Annotated in this window: 17 protein-coding genes; all 17 read right to left on the bottom strand. The window is 31.7% G+C overall.

Annotation, left to right across the window (positions count from 1 at the left end; translation table 11 throughout):
• Positions 1-309: 309 nt before the first annotated feature.
• The 17 genes from Q3V94_RS03120 to Q3V94_RS03200 all read right to left on the bottom strand — a co-directional run bounded on the left by Q3V94_RS03120 (position 310) and on the right by Q3V94_RS03200 (position 19,582).
• Complete coding sequence (locus Q3V94_RS03120) at positions 310-2,421, bottom strand: polyribonucleotide nucleotidyltransferase (protein WP_008908805.1); 2,112 nt, start codon at positions 2,419-2,421, stop codon at positions 310-312.
• Between the two features lie 112 nt (positions 2,422-2,533).
• Positions 2,534-2,797: a 30S ribosomal protein S15 gene (rpsO, locus tag Q3V94_RS03125; protein WP_008908804.1), complete on the bottom strand. Its 264-nt coding sequence runs from the start codon at positions 2,795-2,797 to the stop codon at positions 2,534-2,536.
• 115 nt (positions 2,798-2,912) lie between these two features.
• Positions 2,913-3,833, bottom strand: a complete 921-nt coding sequence (locus tag Q3V94_RS03130; RefSeq protein ID WP_303525077.1) for a bifunctional riboflavin kinase/FAD synthetase — start codon at positions 3,831-3,833, stop codon at positions 2,913-2,915.
• A gap of 11 nt (positions 3,834-3,844) precedes the next feature.
• Positions 3,845-4,702 carry a tRNA pseudouridine(55) synthase TruB gene (truB, locus tag Q3V94_RS03135; RefSeq protein WP_274767720.1) on the bottom strand — a complete coding sequence of 286 codons (858 nt, stop codon included), beginning with the start codon at positions 4,700-4,702 and terminating at the stop codon, positions 3,845-3,847.
• Positions 4,703-4,706: 4 nt separating this feature from the next.
• Positions 4,707-5,663: a bifunctional oligoribonuclease/PAP phosphatase NrnA gene (locus tag Q3V94_RS03140; protein ID WP_303525080.1), complete on the bottom strand. Its 957-nt coding sequence runs from the start codon at positions 5,661-5,663 to the stop codon at positions 4,707-4,709.
• Positions 5,650-6,006, bottom strand: coding sequence for a 30S ribosome-binding factor RbfA (gene rbfA, locus Q3V94_RS03145; RefSeq protein WP_008908800.1), 357 nt, complete (start codon positions 6,004-6,006; stop codon positions 5,650-5,652). Before rbfA ends, Q3V94_RS03140 begins: the two co-directional genes overlap by 14 nt.
• 12 nt (positions 6,007-6,018) lie before the next feature.
• Positions 6,019-8,145: a translation initiation factor IF-2 gene (infB, locus tag Q3V94_RS03150; RefSeq protein WP_303525081.1), complete on the bottom strand. Its 2,127-nt coding sequence runs from the start codon at positions 8,143-8,145 to the stop codon at positions 6,019-6,021.
• Entirely contained in the window at positions 8,132-8,467 is a 336-nt protein-coding gene (locus tag Q3V94_RS03155) for a ribosomal L7Ae/L30e/S12e/Gadd45 family protein (protein ID WP_303525082.1), read from the bottom strand. Before Q3V94_RS03155 ends, infB begins: the two co-directional genes overlap by 14 nt.
• The gene (gene rnpM, locus Q3V94_RS03160) at positions 8,457-8,726 is read right to left on the bottom strand and encodes an RNase P modulator RnpM (RefSeq protein WP_303525083.1); all 270 of its coding nucleotides are present in this window, start codon (positions 8,724-8,726) and stop codon (positions 8,457-8,459) included. Before rnpM ends, Q3V94_RS03155 begins: the two co-directional genes overlap by 11 nt.
• 16 nt (positions 8,727-8,742) lie before the next feature.
• Entirely contained in the window at positions 8,743-9,804 is a 1,062-nt protein-coding gene (nusA, locus tag Q3V94_RS03165) for a transcription termination factor NusA (RefSeq protein WP_008908796.1), read from the bottom strand.
• Between the two features lie 12 nt (positions 9,805-9,816).
• Positions 9,817-10,272 (bottom strand): ribosome maturation factor RimP, encoded by a 456-nt coding sequence (gene rimP, locus Q3V94_RS03170; protein ID WP_303525085.1) that lies wholly within the window; start codon positions 10,270-10,272, stop codon positions 9,817-9,819.
• A gap of 144 nt (positions 10,273-10,416) precedes the next feature.
• On the bottom strand, positions 10,417-14,706 hold the full coding sequence (locus Q3V94_RS03175; RefSeq protein WP_303525087.1) for a PolC-type DNA polymerase III: 4,290 nt from the start codon (positions 14,704-14,706) through the stop codon (positions 10,417-10,419).
• A 4-nt stretch (positions 14,707-14,710) separates the two neighbouring features.
• The gene (locus Q3V94_RS03180; protein ID WP_303525089.1) at positions 14,711-15,337 is read right to left on the bottom strand and encodes a glycosyltransferase family 2 protein; all 627 of its coding nucleotides are present in this window, start codon (positions 15,335-15,337) and stop codon (positions 14,711-14,713) included.
• Positions 15,338-15,364: 27 nt separating this feature from the next.
• On the bottom strand, positions 15,365-16,411 hold the full coding sequence (gene ispG, locus Q3V94_RS03185) for a flavodoxin-dependent (E)-4-hydroxy-3-methylbut-2-enyl-diphosphate synthase (RefSeq protein WP_303525091.1): 1,047 nt from the start codon (positions 16,409-16,411) through the stop codon (positions 15,365-15,367).
• Positions 16,412-16,423: 12 nt separating this feature from the next.
• Complete coding sequence (rseP, locus tag Q3V94_RS03190) at positions 16,424-17,431, bottom strand: RIP metalloprotease RseP (RefSeq protein WP_274767726.1); 1,008 nt, start codon at positions 17,429-17,431, stop codon at positions 16,424-16,426.
• Positions 17,432-17,444: 13 nt separating this feature from the next.
• Complete coding sequence (locus Q3V94_RS03195; protein WP_303525094.1) at positions 17,445-18,593, bottom strand: 1-deoxy-D-xylulose-5-phosphate reductoisomerase; 1,149 nt, start codon at positions 18,591-18,593, stop codon at positions 17,445-17,447.
• Complete coding sequence (locus tag Q3V94_RS03200) at positions 18,590-19,582, bottom strand: AI-2E family transporter (protein ID WP_303525096.1); 993 nt, start codon at positions 19,580-19,582, stop codon at positions 18,590-18,592. Before Q3V94_RS03200 ends, Q3V94_RS03195 begins: the two co-directional genes overlap by 4 nt.
• Positions 19,583-19,584: the final 2 nt, after the last annotated feature.

Genomic DNA, 19,584 nt, shown 5'->3' on the forward strand with positions numbered 1-19,584 from the left:
ATTATATTCCTTCCAAGTTCATCAGTCGATTCTTTAACTACCTCAACAAGTTTTGTAAAATCCCATTCTTTTGACAGCATTTCTTCTACATTTTTTATTAATTTAGTAGTGAAATTTATTAAATGTTGTTGTATAATATCATGTTGTATAATATTATTCAAAAGAGACACCCCCTTATTGATTTGTGTTTTTTCCACTTTTTATTTTACCACAGGGGTTGTCTCTTTTAAATTTTTTGTCCTTTTTCGTCCTACAATAATTTTACACTATGGGTTTATGAATTAAAAAAAGGCTTTTTAAAAGCCCTTTTTATTGATTAGAATTATTTTGTTCTTCTGGTTTGGGAATAGCATCCTTTCTTGATAGGTTTATCCTACCTAAATTATCTATTTCAGTTACCTTTACTAAAATTTCATCTCCTACATTTACTACATCTTCAACTTTATTTACTCTTTCATGTGCTAACTTAGAAATATGACAAAGTCCTTCTTTTCCTGGTAATATTTCTACAAAGGCACCAAATGGAGTTATTCTGTTAACTCTACCAAGATAAACTTCACCAACTTCTACATCTCTTGTTATTCCTTCGATCATCTTTTGAGCAAGTTTGCCCTTTTCTGGATCTGGGCAACTTATGTATAAACGACCATCCTCTTCTATATCGATTTTAACTCCTGTTTCTGCTATAATTTTGTTTATAGTTTTTCCACCAGGTCCTATCACATCCCTTATTTTCTCAGGATCAATAACCATGCTAATTATTCTTGGAGCATATTTGGATAATTCTTTTCTTGGCTGTGGAATCCTTTCAAGCATCACTTTTAAAATCTCTAGTCTTGCTTTTCTTGCTTGATAAATAGCTTTTTTAATTATTTCTTCAGGTAATCCCTTAATCTTTGTATCAACTTGTATAGCTGTTATCCCCTTCTCTGTTCCTGCAACCTTAAAATCCATATCTCCAAAGAAATCTTCTATCCCTTGAATATCTGTCAAAATCTCCGCCTGAGATAAATCCTCACTTGTTACAAGGCCCATTGCAATTCCAGCAACTGGTCTTTTAATAGGAACTCCAGCATCCATTAAGGCTAAAGTGCTTCCGCATACGCTAGCTTGAGAAGTTGACCCATTTGAACTTAAAACTTCTGACACCAATCTAATTGTATATGGAAATTCTTCTTCGCTTGGGATAACTGGTTCAAGAGCTCTTTCTGCTAAGGCACCATGTCCTATTTCCCTTCGTCCAGGCCCCCTTAAGAATTTCACTTCGCCTGTTGAATATGGTGGGAAATTATAATGATGCATGTATCTTTTAAACTCCTCATCGCCAAGGCCATCAAGTATTTGCACATCTCCTAATGCACCTAATGTTGCAACAGTTAAAACTTGTGTTTGCCCTCTTTGGAATAATCCTGAACCATGCGTTCTTGGTAAAATGCCTACATCACAATATAGAGGTCTTATTTCTTCAAAGCTTCTTCCGTCAGGTCTTCTTTTTTCCTCCAATATCATCTTACGAACATGTTCCTTCATTATTCTATACATTACATCGTCAATATCCTTTTCACATTCTGGGAAAATTTCTGCAAAATGTTCAAACACCTCTTCTTTAACTTTGTCAACATGGTCTTGTCTTTCTACTCTATCGGTATGTTGCATCGCTTCCCACAATTTATCTGTTGCATATTCCCTTACAGCATTTTCAATTTCATCTGGAACTTTATAAAGTTCAGGAATAACTTTTTCTTTGCCTATTTTTTCAGCTATTTCTGCTTGGAAATCATTTATTTCTTGGCAAGCCTTAAATCCAAACATTATTGCTTCAAACATATCCTCTTCAGTTACTTCCTTTGCTCCAGCTTCGATCATCATAACCCTTTCTTTAGTTGCTGAAACGATTAAGTGTAAATCGCTTTTCTCCCTTTCTTCAGCCGTTGGATTTACAATAAGTTTTCCATCAACCCTTCCAATTAAAACCGAAGATACCGGGCCTTCAAAGGGTATATCAGATATGCACAGAGCTAAAGATGCAGCATTCATAGCAACTATTTCTGGTGGATTATCAGGGTCTACCGACAAAACTGTGCAAATAATTTGAACATCATTTCTATATCCCTTGGGGAATAAAGGCCTTATTGGTCTGTCAATTGCTCTTGCAGATAATATAGCCTTTTCAGTAGGCTTACCTTCCCTTTTTATAAAACCTCCTGGAATTTTACCTATAGCATAAAGTCTTTCTTCATAATCTACACTTAGCGGGAAAAAATCAATTCCTTCTTTAGGTTCTGGGGAAGCATTTGCAGTTGCTAATATAACTGTATCCCCATAGCTTAGCAAAACAGCTCCATTAGAAAGTAGGGCATACTTTCCTATATCCGCTTTAAATGTCCTTCCCGCAACTTCTTTTTCAAAAACATGATGCATTATTTTACCTCCCTTCATTTCTCTCTAATTTTATTTTTACTATTTATTTCATTTTTAAACTATAATTTAGTAAAAAAAGTATTTAAAATAATAGAGCGGTAAATCCGCTCTATTATTTTCTTATTCCTAATTCTTCAATAATTTTTCTGTATCTTTCGATATCATTTTCCATAAGGTAGTTTAAAAGTCCTCTTCTTTGACCTACCATCTTTAAAAGGCCTCTTCTTGAATGATGATCCTTCTTGTGAACCTTTAAATGCTCTGTTAGATGATTAATTCTTTCTGTTAATAACGCAATTTGAACTTCTGGAGATCCTGTATCTCCTTCATGTCTTTGAAACTTAGCTATAAGCTCTTGCTTTCTTGCCTTATCCATTTATTACACCTCCATAAATTTATAATCGCCTCATGCTGAGAATACGCCGGAGCTACGTTAATCCCAGCACAGGTTACAAACTATATTTTAGCAGATATCATAAGAGTTGTAAATATTATATCTTGAAATAATTTTCCGCTAGCTTAATATCTTTTTTTATCCTTGACTGCAAATCAAAAATACTATTAAATTTTCTTTCTTCCCTCAAATATTTCATGAATTCTATTTTTATAATTTTATCGTATATGTTTTTTTCAAACTTCAATATATGTGTCTCACATACCCTTTGTTTTTGTCCAAAGGTTGGATTATATCCTATATTGGTTATAGAAGGATAACTATTGCCTTCATAATGGGTAAGTGTTATGTAAACACCATTTTTTAAACAAAGATTCCTATCGACAATAATATTTGCCGTTGCAAATCCAAGTCTTGATGCAAGGCTCTTACCCCTAATAACTCTTCCCTTTAAATAGTAATTATATCCTAATAATTTATTTGCAAGTTCAACATCTCCCGACAATAAACATTCTCTAATTAAGCTACTTGAAACCCTTAGGTTCTCCATTAAAATTTCTTCAAAAACTATAACATTAATATTATATTTTTCAGAATTTTCCTTTAAGTATTCTATATCACCCTGGGCATTTTTCCCAAAGGTATAATTATAACCACAAACTATAATTTCTGCGTTTAAATTATGTTTAAGATATTCCAAAAACTGTTCCGGAGGTAAATTAATAAATCCATCCTCCAAATCAACATATATTAGGTAATCAACACCTAAGCTACTTATGATTTCAGTTTTTATATCTATTGGATTAATCAGATAATTAGTTGCATTTTTATTAAAATAAGAAAAAACAGGTTTTTTAAAAGTTAAAACAGCACTATTTAAATTATTTGTCTTAGCTTCTTTTACGGCACCTTCAATTATTTTTCTGTGTCCAAAATGTATACCATCAAAAGTTCCCAAAGCAATAACTGTTTTTCTATTAATAAATATCTCATTATATTTACCCTCAAAGATAATCATATGTCAACACCTTAAATTAATAGTTTTTCTATTTTTAAAGTTTTGTCTTCAATCTTACCGATTCCTAAAAACTCACTTTGACAGTATATTTTAACTAATTGACTTGCCAAGTCATCTTTTATTTTAATTTTGTTACCGTTTAAAATCATTTTTTTATAATCTAAACCTACATCATATCTTGGTAATTCTAATGCATCCTCCATTTTATTTACATATTTATGATAATTATCCTTGTTTATTATATCTAAAGGGACTGCATTTTTTATATTAAATTTACCCGTTCTAGTTCTTAAAAGAAAGCTCATATACCCTTTAACCTTAAGCTCTTCTCCTATATCGTTACATAAGGATCTTATATAGGTTCCCTTTGAACATTCAACTTTTAAAAGTGCCTTAGGAGAATTAAAGCTTAATACCTCAATATTGTATATTGTAACTTTCCTTGATGGAATATCAAAGTCTAGTCCTTCCCTCGCAAGATCATATGCCCTTTTGCCGTTAATTTTTATAGCTGAAAACTTTGGTGGTTTTTGTTCAATTTCTCCAATAAATTTCTTGATAGCTTTGTTTAGATCATTAAAGTTTATAAAACTACAATCAATATCTTCGTAAAGAAAATTGCCGTATTTATCATAGGTGTCAGTAGCATTTCCTAAAGTCAACTCACATATATATTCCTTTGTATCCCTTGTTAAAAACTCAACTATTTTAGTTGCTTTTCCAATACAAACAGGTAATACCCCTGCAGCTCCTGGATCTAACGTCCCTGTATGACCAATTCTTTTAATTTTAATAATTCTTCTTAAATAATCAACAACGTCGTGGGAAGTCATACCAGGAGGCTTTAGTATATTAATTACTCCATCCACCGTATCACATCCAATGGTTTATAATTTCATTTAATACCTTATTCTTAACTTCATCCAAATCTCCGTATACTGTGCACCCGGCTGCCCTTATATGACCTCCACCATTGAATTTTTCAGCAATAATCCTGACATCAATCTTGTTTTTTGATCTCAAACTTACTCTAAATTTTCCTTTTTCAACTTCCTTAATAAAAACTCCCACCTCAACGGTATCTATATCCCTTGCATAATTTACCATTTCTGAGGCATCGTTCTCATTAGCACCACATTCCTCCATCATATCTTTTGTCACATGCAGCATCGCAATTGAATTGTTATTATAAAGTTCAAGGGTTGAGGTTACCCTAGATAATAATTTTACCTGTTGAGCTGTTAAGGAGTCAAAAAGTATTCTATTGATTTCTGGAAAATCTATTCCTGTATTAATGAGATCACCTGCAATGTTTAATGTCATTGAAGTAGTATTGCTATATTTAAAGCCTCCTGTATCAGTTACTATTGAAGTATAAAGGCACATTGCAGTATTGTGCGAAATCTCAAAACCATTAATTCGAATTAAATTGTATATAATTTCACCAACGGCTCCTGCATTAGTATCAACATAATTAATATCAGCAAATAAATCGTTTGATATATGATGATCTATATTAATGACTACATCTGCCATATTTAATAATTCTACTAGGGGTCCTAACCTATCTTTATCACTGCAATCGAGAACAAAAATACAGTCATAGTGTCTTTTAACTAATGTATCTTTAACATCAAAAAAACCTGGTAAAAAATTGAACTTTGAAGGCAATTTGTCTGGATTAAAGACATCAACATCCTTTCCAATCTCAGAAAGAAAATTATATAACCCCAAAGTCGATCCTATTGCATCACCATCGGGAATAATATGAGATACAACTGCAAAACTTTTATTTCGTTTTATTATATCTCCTATTTTATTCAGAATCATTATTTTTCATCTCCTGAAGCATCTTAGTTATATGCATACCATATTCTATTGAACGATCCAACTCAAATAATATCTCAGGCGTATATCTTGCTTTAATTTTTCTTCCAACTTCTTTCCTTATAAAACCTGCTGCATTTTTTAAACCTTCAAGACATTTTAATTTCTCGTCCTCAGAACCAAAAACACTTACATAGACCTTTGCATATCTTAAATCCTTTGTTACTTCAACGTCGGTAATCGAAGTTAACATTGGGATCCTGGGATCCTTCAATTCATTTTGAATGATATCTCCTACTATTCGTTTTATCTCCTCTGATAATCGTGAAGTTCTTTCAACTGCCATTTGCAACACCTCTTAAGCTCTTTTTACTTCTTCTATTGTGTATGTTTCTAAAATATCGCCTTCTTTAATGTCGTTGAATCTTTCAATCGTTAAACCACATTCATATCCAGCAGCAACTTCTCTAACATCATCTTTAAATCTCTTTAGTGAGGCTATCTTGCCTTCATATATTACAACACCATTTCTTATTACTCTTATGCTATTATTTCTATTCACCTTTCCATCCTCTACATAGCATCCAGCGATTGTTCCAATATTTGATGCCTTAAATGTTTGTCTTACGGAAAGTCTAGCTGTTATTACTTCTTTGTATTCAGGTTCAAGCATACCCTTCATTGCAGCCTGTATATCATCAATAGCTTCATAAATAATTCTATAAGTTTTAACTTCAACCTTTTCCCTTTCAGCAAGTTGCATCGCCATATTATTAGGCCTTACATTAAATCCAATTATTATCGCATTTGAAGCTGATGCTAATGTAATGTCAGACTCTGTGATTGCTCCAACACCACCATGTATTACCCTCACCTTAACCTCATCATTAGTTAATTTCTCTAATGCTTGTTTTAGAGCTTCAACAGAACCTTGAACATCAGCCTTAACAATTATATTTAATTCTTTAACCTTTCCTTCCTGAATCTGACTAAAGAGATCTTGCAATGTAATTTTGCTGCTGGAGGCAAAATATTGTTGTCTTTCTTTTTCCTTTCTCATTTCAGAAATTTGTCTTGCAGTTTTTTCATCAGAAACAGCATAAAGTATATCTCCTGCATTTGGAACTTCTGCAAGGCCTAAAATTTCAACTGGGATAGATGGACCTGCAGATTTTACCTTTCTTCCTTTATCATCTATAAGAGCCCTAACCTTTCCATATGTTGTTCCTGCAATGATACTATCTCCAACCTTTAATGTTCCCTTTTGAACAATTACCGTAGCAACAGGTCCTCTTCCTTTATCTAATTTTGCTTCTATTATTGTTCCTTTAGCAGGTCTGTTTGGATTAGCCTTTAATTCCTGCATTTCAGCAACTAAAAGTATCATTTCCAATAATGTATCAATTCCTTGTTTAGTCTTTGCAGATACAGGAACACAAATCGTATCTCCACCCCATTCTTCAGCTATCAATCCATATTCTGTTAATTCCTGTTTTACTCTATCTGGATTTGCTGAACTTTTATCAATCTTATTAATTGCTACGATAATTGGAACATTAGCTGCCTTAGCATGATTAATAGCTTCAATAGTTTGGGGCATTACACCATCATCAGCAGCAACAACTAATATTGCAATATCTGTGACTTGAGCACCTCTTGCCCTCATTGCAGTAAAAGCTTCGTGACCTGGAGTATCCAAAAATACTATCTTCTTATCATTTATATCTACGGTATAAGCACCAATATGTTGAGTAATTCCACCTGCTTCTGTTTCTACTACCTTTGAGTGTCTTATAGCATCAAGAAGAGATGTCTTTCCATGGTCAACATGTCCCATAACTGTAACTACTGGAGGTCTTGGCATCAAATCCTCTTCTTTATCTTCAAAATCGTTAATTAAAACTTCTTCCCTTTCCTGTTTAACTTCCTTTTCTAATAAAATATTGTATTGTTCTGCAATTTTTTCAGCTACCTCAAAACTGATTTCTTGATTTATAGTTACGAATACACCCATTAAAATTAATTTTTTAAGTATTTCTGTTGCTGGTTTTTTAATCCTCTCAGCAAACTCACTTACCCTTACACTTTCTGGAATTGTCACTATTCCAATATCTTCTATTTGTTCTTCTTGCTTTTTGTTTTCTTTTCCTAAATGCCTTTTAATTTTCTCATTTCTAACTTTCTTTCTTATCTTTTCGTTTTTCTTAAAATCATCGTCAACATCTAGATCATCAAATTTGTCATCTTCATGTTTCGCAATATTTTTTTCTTCATTTTTTTCTTTATTCTGATTTGTGTCTTCATTCTTGCTACCCTTATTTTTTATTTCCTCAACATATTCCATTATTATTTTAGCTTCTTCACCCTCTATAGAACTTAAATGATTTTTAACTTCTATATCAAACTCTTTTTTCAGTAACTCTATAACCTCTTTGCTAGTCATATTAAGCTGTTTTGCTAATTCATAAACTCTAATTATTGACAAAAGCTTCACCCCCATTATTCTGGTTATCAATCTTCTTTAAAAATCCTTGTGCAAAATTTTTATCCTTTATAGCGATTACTGATCGTGATGATTTACCTATTGCATAACCTAAACCATCTTTTTCTCCAAAAATGACATACGGAATATTTCTATATTCACACATATTTATAAATTTCTTTTTGGTATTTTCACTTGCATCCTCAGCGATTATAACTAACATAGCCTTTTTCTTTTTTATTTCTATTTCTACTGCATCATCTCCCGAAGAAAGTTTTCCAGCCTTCTGCATAAGGCCAATAAAGGAATAAAGATTATCCTTCATTTTTTAGTTCCTCCCGCAGCTTTTGATATATTTCTTCGGAGATTTTAACCTCTAACGCCTTCTCAAACCGTTTTGCTTTGATAGCCTTTTCTAAGCAGTTAATATCTTTACAAATATATGCCCCTCTTCCTGCCTTCTTACCCGTCATATCTATGCTTATATCTCCTTCAGGACTTCTAACAACTCTTATTAATTCCTTCTTAGGTTTCATTTCTTGACATCCTAGGCACATTCTCATAGGGATTTTTTTAACCTTCATTTAATCACTCCCCTATCTAATCAATTTTAGCCTGGGATTCACTCTTAATATCGATCTTCCATCCAGTAAGCTTAGCAGCTAATCTTGCATTTTGTCCTTCTTTACCTATCGCTAAAGATAATTGATAGTCTGGAACAATTACCTTTGCACTTCTATCATCTTCGTTGACTTCAACACTTATTACCTTAGCAGGACTTAAGGCATTGGCAATAAACTCTGCTGGATCCTTACTCCATTTTACTATATCGATTTTTTCTCCATTTAATTCATTTACAACATTTTGAACTCTAATTCCTTTAGGACCAACGCAAGCCCCTGTAGGATCCACGTTTTCATCCCTTGAATGAACTGCAATTTTTGTTCTTGAACCTGCCTCCCTAGCTATACTTTTAATTTCTACAACTCCATTGAATATCTCTGGAACTTCCAATTCAAATAACCTTTTTACAAGCCCTGGGTGAGTTCTTGAAATAACAACATCCGGCCCTTTACCTGTTTTTCTTACTTCAGTTATGTAAAATTTCAATCTGTCACCCTGATTGTAAGCATCATTTGGCATCTGTTCAGAAGGTGGCAAAACTGTTTCCCATCTTCCTATCTCAACTATAACATTATATTTATTTCCTTCCTTTGTTTTTTCCTTTCTTTGGACCATTCCTGTGATTAAATCGTTTTCCTTTTCAACAAATTCTTTATAAAGTATCTCCCTTTCTGCTTCCTTAATTTTTTGTATAACGCTTTGTTTAGCTGTTTGAGCTGCGACTCTTCCAAAATCCTTTGGAGTTACTTCTATATCAACAATGTCATCTAATTTATATATAGGGTTAATGTTTTTTGCATCTTCTAAACTGATTTCAAGAAGGCTGTTTTTTACATCATCAACAACCTTTTTTTGAGCATAAACGTGAATGTCTCCATTTTCTCTATTTATAACCACCTTAACGTTTTGGGCAGTTCCATAGTTTTTCTTATAGGCAGAAACCAAAGCAGATTCTAGAGCTGTAAAAATATAATCCTTGTCAATTCCTTTTTCCTTTGCAATTTCATTTAACGCTTCAATAAGTTCCACCGTATTCAAGTTTACCCCTCCTTATTCATCTAGATTAGCACTTGATATATTGTTAAAATCAATTTCTATTTCTTTATCTTTCAAATTGACTATTACTTTGTTTTCTTTAATCCCTAGCAATATACCTTTTATTATTTTTTTGTCATCAATCTCCTTAAATAATTTCAATTTGATTTTTCTACCCTTAAATCTTATAAAATCTTCTTCCTTTTTCAAAGGTCTATTTATACCTGGTGAGGATACTTCTAAATAATAGCTAACACTAATTGGATCAACTTCATCTAATTTGTCACTTAAAATTCTGCTTACATTTGTGCAATCATCAATTGTTATTCCACCTTCCTTGTCTATAAAAACCCTCAAAAACCATTCATTATTTTCTTTAACAAAATCTACATCAACTAATTCTAAATTAAATTTTTCTACTATCGGCCTAGCAATATTTGTAACTATTTCGATTATCTTTTTAACATTCATAAAAACCACCTTTCTTTTTTAGTAGTTTTTGTTAAAGCAGTTCAAGATATACATAAACACAAAGAGTGGGAATTTCCCACTCTTTGCCTACAAATTCATTAACATCTAAATTCAATTATAACATTACAATAAATACTTTGCAAGTTAAAACATAGATAATTGGTTAGTTTCAGGCAAATCTTTTAGGCATCCATGCTTTTCAAGTATCTCAATTACTGTTTTAGATACTTTGCTTCTTAATCTCAAATCTTCCTTTGACAGAAAAGGTCCTTCCTGTCTTGCTTCTACAATAGATCTTGCTGCAGCTTCACCCACACCTTGTAGTGCTTTAAATGGCGGCAATATCCCTTCTTTTGTAATTAAAAACTTTACAGAATCTGATTTGTAAAGATCAACTGGAATAAATTTAAATCCTCTTAAATACATTTCAAGGGCTATCTCTAAGACTGTTAAAAGTCCTTTATCCTTTTGAGTTGCATTGTTTCCTAAATTTTCTATTTCTTTAATCTTATTTCTTATCGCCTTTTCTCCCTTCACTATTAATTCAGCATCAAAATCATCAGCCCTAACAGTAAAATATGTTGCGTAAAAGGCTTCAGGATAATATACTTTAAAATATGCAATTCTAACAGCCATCATAACATATGCTACAGCGTGTCCCTTAGGAAACATATATTTTATTTTATTACAGGAATCAATATACCACTGTGGAACATCGTGTTTTTTCATTTCTTCTATATCTTCTTCTTTTAGACCCTTACCCTTTCTTACTCTTTCCATAATATTAAATGCTAGTTTTGGATTAAGTCCCTTATAGATTAAATAAAGCATTATATCGTCTCTTGTTGATATAACTTCCTTTAATGTTGCATATCCATTTCTTATTATATCCTGAGCATTATTTAGCCAAACGTCTGTTCCATGTGATAATCCTGAAATTCTTACAAGTTCTGCGAACGTTTTAGGCTGCGTATCGATAAGCATTTGCCTAACAAACTTCGTTCCAAATTCAGGTAAACCTAAAGTTCCAACATCACAGTTTAAATCTTCAGGTTTAATGCCCAAAGGTTCAGTTGATGTAAAAAGTTTTAATACGTTTGGGTCACCAAGGGGTATTTTCCTTGGATCTATCCCCGTTAAATCCTGAAGCATTCTTAAAACCGTTGGATCATCATGTCCAAGTATATCAAGTTTTAACAATCTACCACTAATAGAATGATAATCAAAATGTGTAGTTATTACATCAGAATCTACGTCATCTGCAGGTTTTTGAATTGGTGTAAATTCAAAAATCTCCTTATCCCTTGGAACAACCATAACCCCTCCCGGATGTTGTCCTGTGGTTCTTTTAACCCCTGTGCAGCCTTTAACAAGCCTTTCTATTTCTGCTTGGGATACCCTTAAATTATGTTCCTCAAGATAATTTTTTACAAAACCATATGCCGTTTTTTCAGCAATAGTTCCAATCGTTCCTGCTCTAAAAACATGACCTTTACCAAAAAGCTCTTCAGTATATTTATGGGCAACAGGCTGATATTCCCCTGAAAAGTTTAAATCTATATCTGGTTCCTTATCTCCTTCAAAACCCAAAAAAACCTCAAATGGTATATCATGCCCGTCTTTATTATAATCATAACCACATTTTGGACATTTTTTATCAGGCAGGTCAGCACCAGAACCAATGCTTCCATCAAGGAAAAACTCAGAATGCTTGCAATTAGGACATACATAATGTGGAGGTAAAGGATTAACTTCTGTTATATCGCACATAGTGGCAACAAAGGATGAGCCAACAGAACCTCTTGAACCAACAAGGTATCCATCATCAAGGGACTTTTTAACCAATTTATGTGCGATCAAATACATTACAGCATAGCCATTATTTATTATTGAATTTAATTCCTTATCTAATCGCTTTTGAACAACATCTGGAAGATTTTCACCATATATTAAGTGGGCTTTATTCAATGTCATTCTTCTAATTTCTTCCTCTGCCCCGTCTATTTTAGGTGGGAATGTTTCTTCTGGTATAGGTTTTATAACCTCCACTTCATCTGCGATTTTATTCGTATTTTTTACTACAACTTCATAAGCTTTTTCTTCTCCTAAATAACTGAATTCTTCCAGCATCTCTTCAGTAGTTTTAAAATATAAAGGTGCCTGATTATCAGCATCGTTATAACCTTGCCCATACATCAGTATCCTTCTAAAGTATTCATCCTGAGGATCAAGAAAATGAACATCTCCAGTTGCCACTACCAGTTTGCCGTATTCTTCACCAAGTTTAACAATCTTTTTATTTAATTCCAATAAATCCTCCTCAGTTTCAATTTTGCCATTTTCAATTAAAAAATAATTGTTTTGTCTTGGTTGAATCTCGAGATAGTCATAAAATTTTACAATTTTTTCTAATTCCTGTTCATTTGCACCATTTAAAAGTGCTTGAAAAACCTCTCCTGACTCACAGGCACTTCCTATGATAAGTCCATCCCTCATGCTTTCTAAAAGGCTTTTTGGAATTCTTGGCCTTTTGTGAAAAAACTCCAAATGAGAATAAGATATAATTTTATATAAATTTTTTAAACCTATATAATTTTTAGCAAGTATTGTTATATGATAAGAATCCGCCTTTTTATAGTCAAAACTTGAAATATATAATTTATTTATATCTTCTATTGTATTTGCGCCTTTTTCTTTTAACATATTTAAAAATTTTATAAATATATTTGCAGTGGCTTCTGCATCATCGACGGCTCTATGATGATTTTCTAAGGTAACCCCTAAATGTTCTGCAACAACATTTAATTTATGTTTTTTTAAATCGGGTAACAACCATCTTGATAAGGTCAATGTATCAATGATCGTATTTTCAAAATTAAGGTTTAAGTTTTTTGATTTTTCTCGGATAAAACCTGTATCAAACTTTGCGTTATGGGCTACAACCGGAGCATCACCAATGAATTCAAGAAACTTAGGTAAAACTACATCGATTTTAGGTTTGTCTATGAGCATTTCATTTGTAATACCCGTTAATTTAATAATCTCATTAGAAATTATTTTTTGAGGGTTTATAAGAGCTGAAAACCTATCAATAATTTTAAAATCCTTTACTTTTACTGCACCTATTTCTATTATTTCATCCCTTATTGGATTAAATCCTGTTGTTTCTATATCAAAAACTACGAAAGTAGTATTTAGTTCTTGTTTACCTGGTCTTAATATTAGCGGTTCACCATCATTAACCAAATATCCTTCAACCCCGTATATTACCTTAACTCCTGTATCAGAAGCTGCATCCATTGCTTCTGGGAAAGCCTGAACAACCCCATGGTCAGTTATAGCAATGGCTTTATGTCCCCACTCCTTAGCTCTTTTAATTAAAGATTTTGCAGATGCTACTCCATCCATTGCACTCATTTGAGTATGAAGATGTAGCTCAACCCTCTTTTCAAGAGCATTATCCATACGTTTAGGCACGTCTAATTTTTCTATTGATTTTGCTATAATAACCAATTCCTTTAAAAAAGGATCATTAGAAACTTCGCCAAATACTTTTATAAACATGCCATTGCTTATTTTGTTTTTTATTTCATCAGCTTTTTTATTGTTTGCAAATAATTTAACTGCAATTGAAGATGTATAGTCTGTAACATAAATTGTGAGAATTATTTTACCTGTTTTAGTTTCTTTAGAGTCAATATTAAATATCTCTCCACTAATAGCAACAAGTTCTGATGTTTCATTTATAGAAATTATTTTTACTACATCTTGGTTTATTTGTTTACCCATAATTATGTTACTATTTTCCTTGTCTAAATTATTATTTATATTTTTTGAATCATTTTCACTCGCTTCTTCTTTTTCAATACTTTTTTCATTTAAGAACGTAACGATTAGTTCTTTTTCTTCCTCAGCTTTTTTATTGTTATATTCTTCTAAATTAATTTCTTTAAGTTTAAAATTTATGCTTATAGCTAAATTATAAAACCTTTTAATATAATTACTTAAATAATGATCCACCCTTTTATTTAATAACAATTTATGAGTAAACTGATTCTCAATTATTATATTTAAATTTTTATCATCAAATTCAAATTCATTATTTAAGAGCAATGAAGCTATTGAAGGATTATCGTCAAAGGCCTCAGAAATTATTTTGTTAAATGTTTCTTTATCAAAGCTTTGAGGATTAATTATATTTGTATCCAAGTGAAAAAAAATATCGCTGTCTATATTTAATTTTTGCTTAAAAAACACTTTCAATTTATTAAGTAATATATCATCATACATCTTCGCAGTCTTTAAATGAACATCAATTCTACCTTCTTTTTTATTTACCATAATCTTTTTTATGTAAATATCATTATATTCACTAGATTCAATTTGTGGATCGTTTATTACTTCTTTTAATGATTTCAGCATCTGTTTCACCATCCTGCTACATCTTCAATGTCTTAATAATATCCCTATACATTTTCATCCTTGCTTTAAATCCTTCTTTAAAACCTAATTTTTCTTCCTTCATAATGTGGGTAAGATCAGGAAGTTCTACATTTTTAACTCTAAAATTATTTTTTCGCAGATATCTTGTAAGGGCTACTTCTATTCCATATTTTGTAAATTCAATGTTGTCTATATTATTGAAAATATGCTTTTTTAATACCCTCTGCCCGGATAAAAAAGGGGCGATTTTTTGAGCTAAATCGGTTGTTAATCGTCCATTAACAAATATCCCTACAGTCATATCAGCTTCATCGTTTAATACAGGTAGTAATAAATCAAGAACATGCTGTTCATTTAAACCTATAAGGTCAGCATCAAGAAGCATTACAATATCATTTTTTGCATTTTCAATTCCTATTTTTACGGCGGCTCCTTTTCCCATATTCTCTTGCAATTCTATAACCTTAGCTCCAGCTTGCTTCGCTACAATGGCAGTTGCATCAGTTGATCCATCGCTAACAACTATTATTTCATTAACTTCATTAACCCTTTTTACCGTATCAATAATAGAGGCAATCGTTTTTTCTTCATTATAGGCCGGAATAATACAAGATACTTTCATAAATATCCCCCTATTAATTAATATCTTCTAAAGTTTTTCAATTTCTTTTAATAGCTCCTCCAAAATTTCTGATTCCTTAACCTTTTTTATTATTTCACCTTTTTTAAATATTAGCGCGTCACCTTTACCTGCTGCAATTCCAATATCAGCTTCTTTAGCTTCACCCGGTCCGTTCACTGCACATCCCATAATGGCAACCTTAATTGGTTTTGTATAATTTTCTAATTCCCTTGTTATTTTCTGTGCTAATTCTATCAAATTAATATTGGTTCTCCCACATGTTGGGCATGATACTATTTCAATTCCCTTTCTTAACCCCAGAGATTTTAAAATTTCTCTTGCCACTTTAATTTCATTAACTGGATCATCAGTTAATGATACCCTAATTGTATCCCCAATTCCTTCATAAAGTAATAGACCAATTCCAATCGATGACTTTACTGTTCCTGATATTAATGTTCCTGATTCTGTTACTCCTAAATGTAATGGATAATCAATACTTCTTGAAAGTATTTTATAAGACTCTATGGTTTCTAATACATTAGATGATTTTACTGATACTACAATGTTAAAAAAATCTAAGTCCTCCAACAATTTTACGTTTCTTATTGCGCTTTCAGCTAAAGCCTCTGCACAGGGCTTTTTATATTTTTCAAGGATATCCCTTTCTAAGGATCCAGAATTTACGCCTACTCTTATAGGAATATTATAATGCTTTGCAGCCTTAATGATTTCTTTAATTTTATCAATTCCACCGACATTGCCCGGATTAATTCGTATTTTATCTGCTCCGTGTTCAATAGATTTTATAGCTAATTTATAATCAAAATGGATATCTGCAACTAATGGGATGTTGATTTCCTTTTTAATTTTTTTAATAGCCTGGGCGGATTCCTCATCTGGAACAGCCACTCTAATTATTTCGCATCCTGCTTTTTCAAGTAACTTAATTTGTTCTATCGTATCCTTTATATTTGCAGTTTTAGTGTTTGTCATAGATTGAATAGTAACTGGTGAGTCACCGCCAATGTAAACATTTCCTACCTTAACTTTTTTAGTCTTCTTCCTTTTCATATTATCATCACCCTAAGCAAATATTCTCAATATATCCCTATAAGTAATTATTATAGCAAGTAACATTAATAATGTAAAACCTATAAGATTAATTAATCCAATTTTATTTTCATCTATTTTTCTACCTGTTATGCCTTCAATAAATGTAATAACTACCCAGCCACCATCTAATGCAGGAAACGGAATCAAATTCATTATTCCTAAATTTATACTTAAGAAGCCTGCAAAATATAGAAGACTCCATATACCAATTTTTGCTGCTTCACCCGACATCTTAATAATAGCCACTGGTCCTCCTAAGTTGTCAGTTGATACCTTTCTTGTTATAAGACCCCCTAAAACGATTAACATTTGTTTTATTGATACTATAGTTTCATTTATAGATGAAGATATCGCCACTAAAAGCTTGCCCTTTTCCACCTTAGGAGTTATTCCTATTATGTATCTATTTTCTTCTTGGTTTTTAATAGGCTCAAGCTTTTTGTCAATTATGATATTATCTCTTTTGACTGTGAGAACAAATTCTTTATTTTGGTTGTTATTCATAAAAATCAGAAATTCATTCCATGAATTTATTCTGTTGCCATTTACTGCAACTATCTTATCTCCAGGCCTTATTCCAGATCTAAAAGCTGGATAGTCCCTTACAACGCTATCTATAGTAAGGGTTGTGACACCAACATTATAAAATATAACTATAAAAAGAATAATGGCTAAAATAAAATTCATAAAAGCTCCAGCAATTAAAATAGATAGTCTTTTCCATGGACTTTGTTTTCTAAATGCTCGAGGATCATCGCATTCTTCTTCTTCTCCAAGCATCTTAACATAACCTCCAACAGGTAGTAAACGTAGGCTATATTCAGTTTCCTTACCTTTAATTTTAAAAAGCCTTGGTCCCATACCTATAGAAAATTCTAATACTTTAACACCATTAATCTTAGCCAAAATAAAATGACCCAATTCATGAGCAGTTATTAATAGTCCAAAAACAAATATAGAAGCCAATAAAGTTGTCAAATTAATCACCTTCCTATTTAATCAATTCATTAATATACTTTTTGGTTGATTCTTCAATTGTTATTATCTTTTCTATCGTTAAATTATGTTCCACCTTATGATTTTCCATTGCAGCTTGTAGTAGTTTAGGTATTTCAAGGAAGGAAATCTTCCTTTCCAAAAACAATTTTACCGCTTCTTCGTTTGCAGCATTTAATACAGTTGGCATTGATCCGCCAATTTTACCAGCTAAATAACCAAGCTTCAAACATTCAAATGTCTCTGTATCTACCTCTTCAAAGGTAAGTTTTGCCACAGCTTTAAGATCAAGATAACCTGACACACTATTTGTCCTTTTAGGATACTCAAGAGCATATTTTATTGGTAATTTCATATCTGTAACTCCTAATTGAGCAATTATTGAGCCATCAATGTATTCTACCATTGAATGAACAATGCTTTGTGGATGAATTATAACATCTATTTTATCATAATCCATATCAAATAACCAATGGGCCTCGATTACTTCAAGGGCTTTATTCATTAGCGTTGCTGAATCTACCGATATTTTTTTGCCCATATTCCACCTTGGATGTTTAATGGCCAACTCTGGTGTTACGTCTTTCAACTCTTCTTTTTTATAACCTCTGAATGGTCCACCTGATGCCGTTAAAATTATCCTTACAACTTCATCCTTTTTATTACCTTGTAATGCTTGAAAAATGGCATTATGTTCGCTATCTACTGGAATAATCTCTGCCTTATATTCTTTTAATTCTTTTTTTATTATTTCACCTGCTACAACCATCGTTTCTTTATTTGCTAATGCAATTCTTTTTTTGGATCTAATTGCTTGAACTGTTGGCCTTAAACCAATCATACCGACAACAGCAGTAAGGACTATGTCAACTTCCTTTAAAGTACAAACATACTCTAACCCTTCTATTCCAGTTAAAACCTCTATTTCTAAATTTGCAAGTTTATCCTTTAAGTAATTCTTTTTCGATTCATCCACGATAACAACATAACTAGGCTTAAATTCTTTTGCCTGTTCGATTAATAATTCTACATTGCTGTTTGCTGTCAAAGCAATTATTTTAAATTCTTCTTTTTTTGTCCTAACAATTTCTAGTGCCTGTGTTCCTATCGAACCTGTAGAGCCAAGAATGCATAATCTCCTCATCCTACTGCTCCTTTCACAAATTTATTATCATTTGTTAACAACTCTAAAGCAAATAAATATATCACTGGAGCTATAATAACCCCAAACCATCCAAATAGAACATAGCCAAGATAAAGATTAAAAATTATCACTATAGGACTTAATTTTAACTTTGTTTTTAATAATTTTACCTCCATAATCTGTCTTATAAAAATGTTAAGAATATATGTTATTATTAATCCTATCGCTGAAATGGTGTGATGCTCTAAAAATTCTACTATAATCATTGGAATAAATAATAGAGCTGGTCCCACTATAGGTAATATATCCAAAATACTGCATACTATCCCCAAAATTAAAGCATTTTTGTAACCTAACAGTAGAAAACTAAATGTCATAAAAATGAAGGAAATAGCAACAAGTTGTAGTTGAACAATTATAATCATTTGAACAAAGTTATATACGTTTTTTGCAGCCAATCGAATTTCCAAAGGGAGATACTTTTTTAAAAACTTCAAAATCAAATCAAAATCATAACTAATAACTGCAGACAAAAACACAATTAATAAAATGCTTGTCAAGCCATTTATTGTGTTGTAAACAAGATTTATTGATTGGTGCTTAAATGAATTAATAAATGCATCAAAATAATCTAACACTTTTTGTAAATTTATGCCCGTATAGCTATTGTTATATTGTCTAATCGTTTTATCGATATTTTCAAAATAAGATGGTAAATTATTTAACGTATTCAGAATGACATTATAAGAAAAATTTAACATTATTTTTGTGGTCGATAAAGCAACAAAAATAATAAATAAATATGAAATTATAACAGCTGCTATTCTACTTTTTAAGATTTTTTTAGAATTGCATACCATAGGTTGTAATATAATAGCTATTAAAAAAGCAATAAAAAGCTGATTAAAATAAGTTGCTATAATTTTAATGGTAGCAATTATAACAATCAAGAATATCCATTTAAAATAAATATTTTTATTTACCTTCATAT

The organism is Caloramator sp. CAR-1, assembly GCF_030546345.1.
Taxonomy (GTDB): domain Bacteria; phylum Bacillota; class Clostridia; order Clostridiales; family Caloramatoraceae; genus Caloramator; species Caloramator australicus.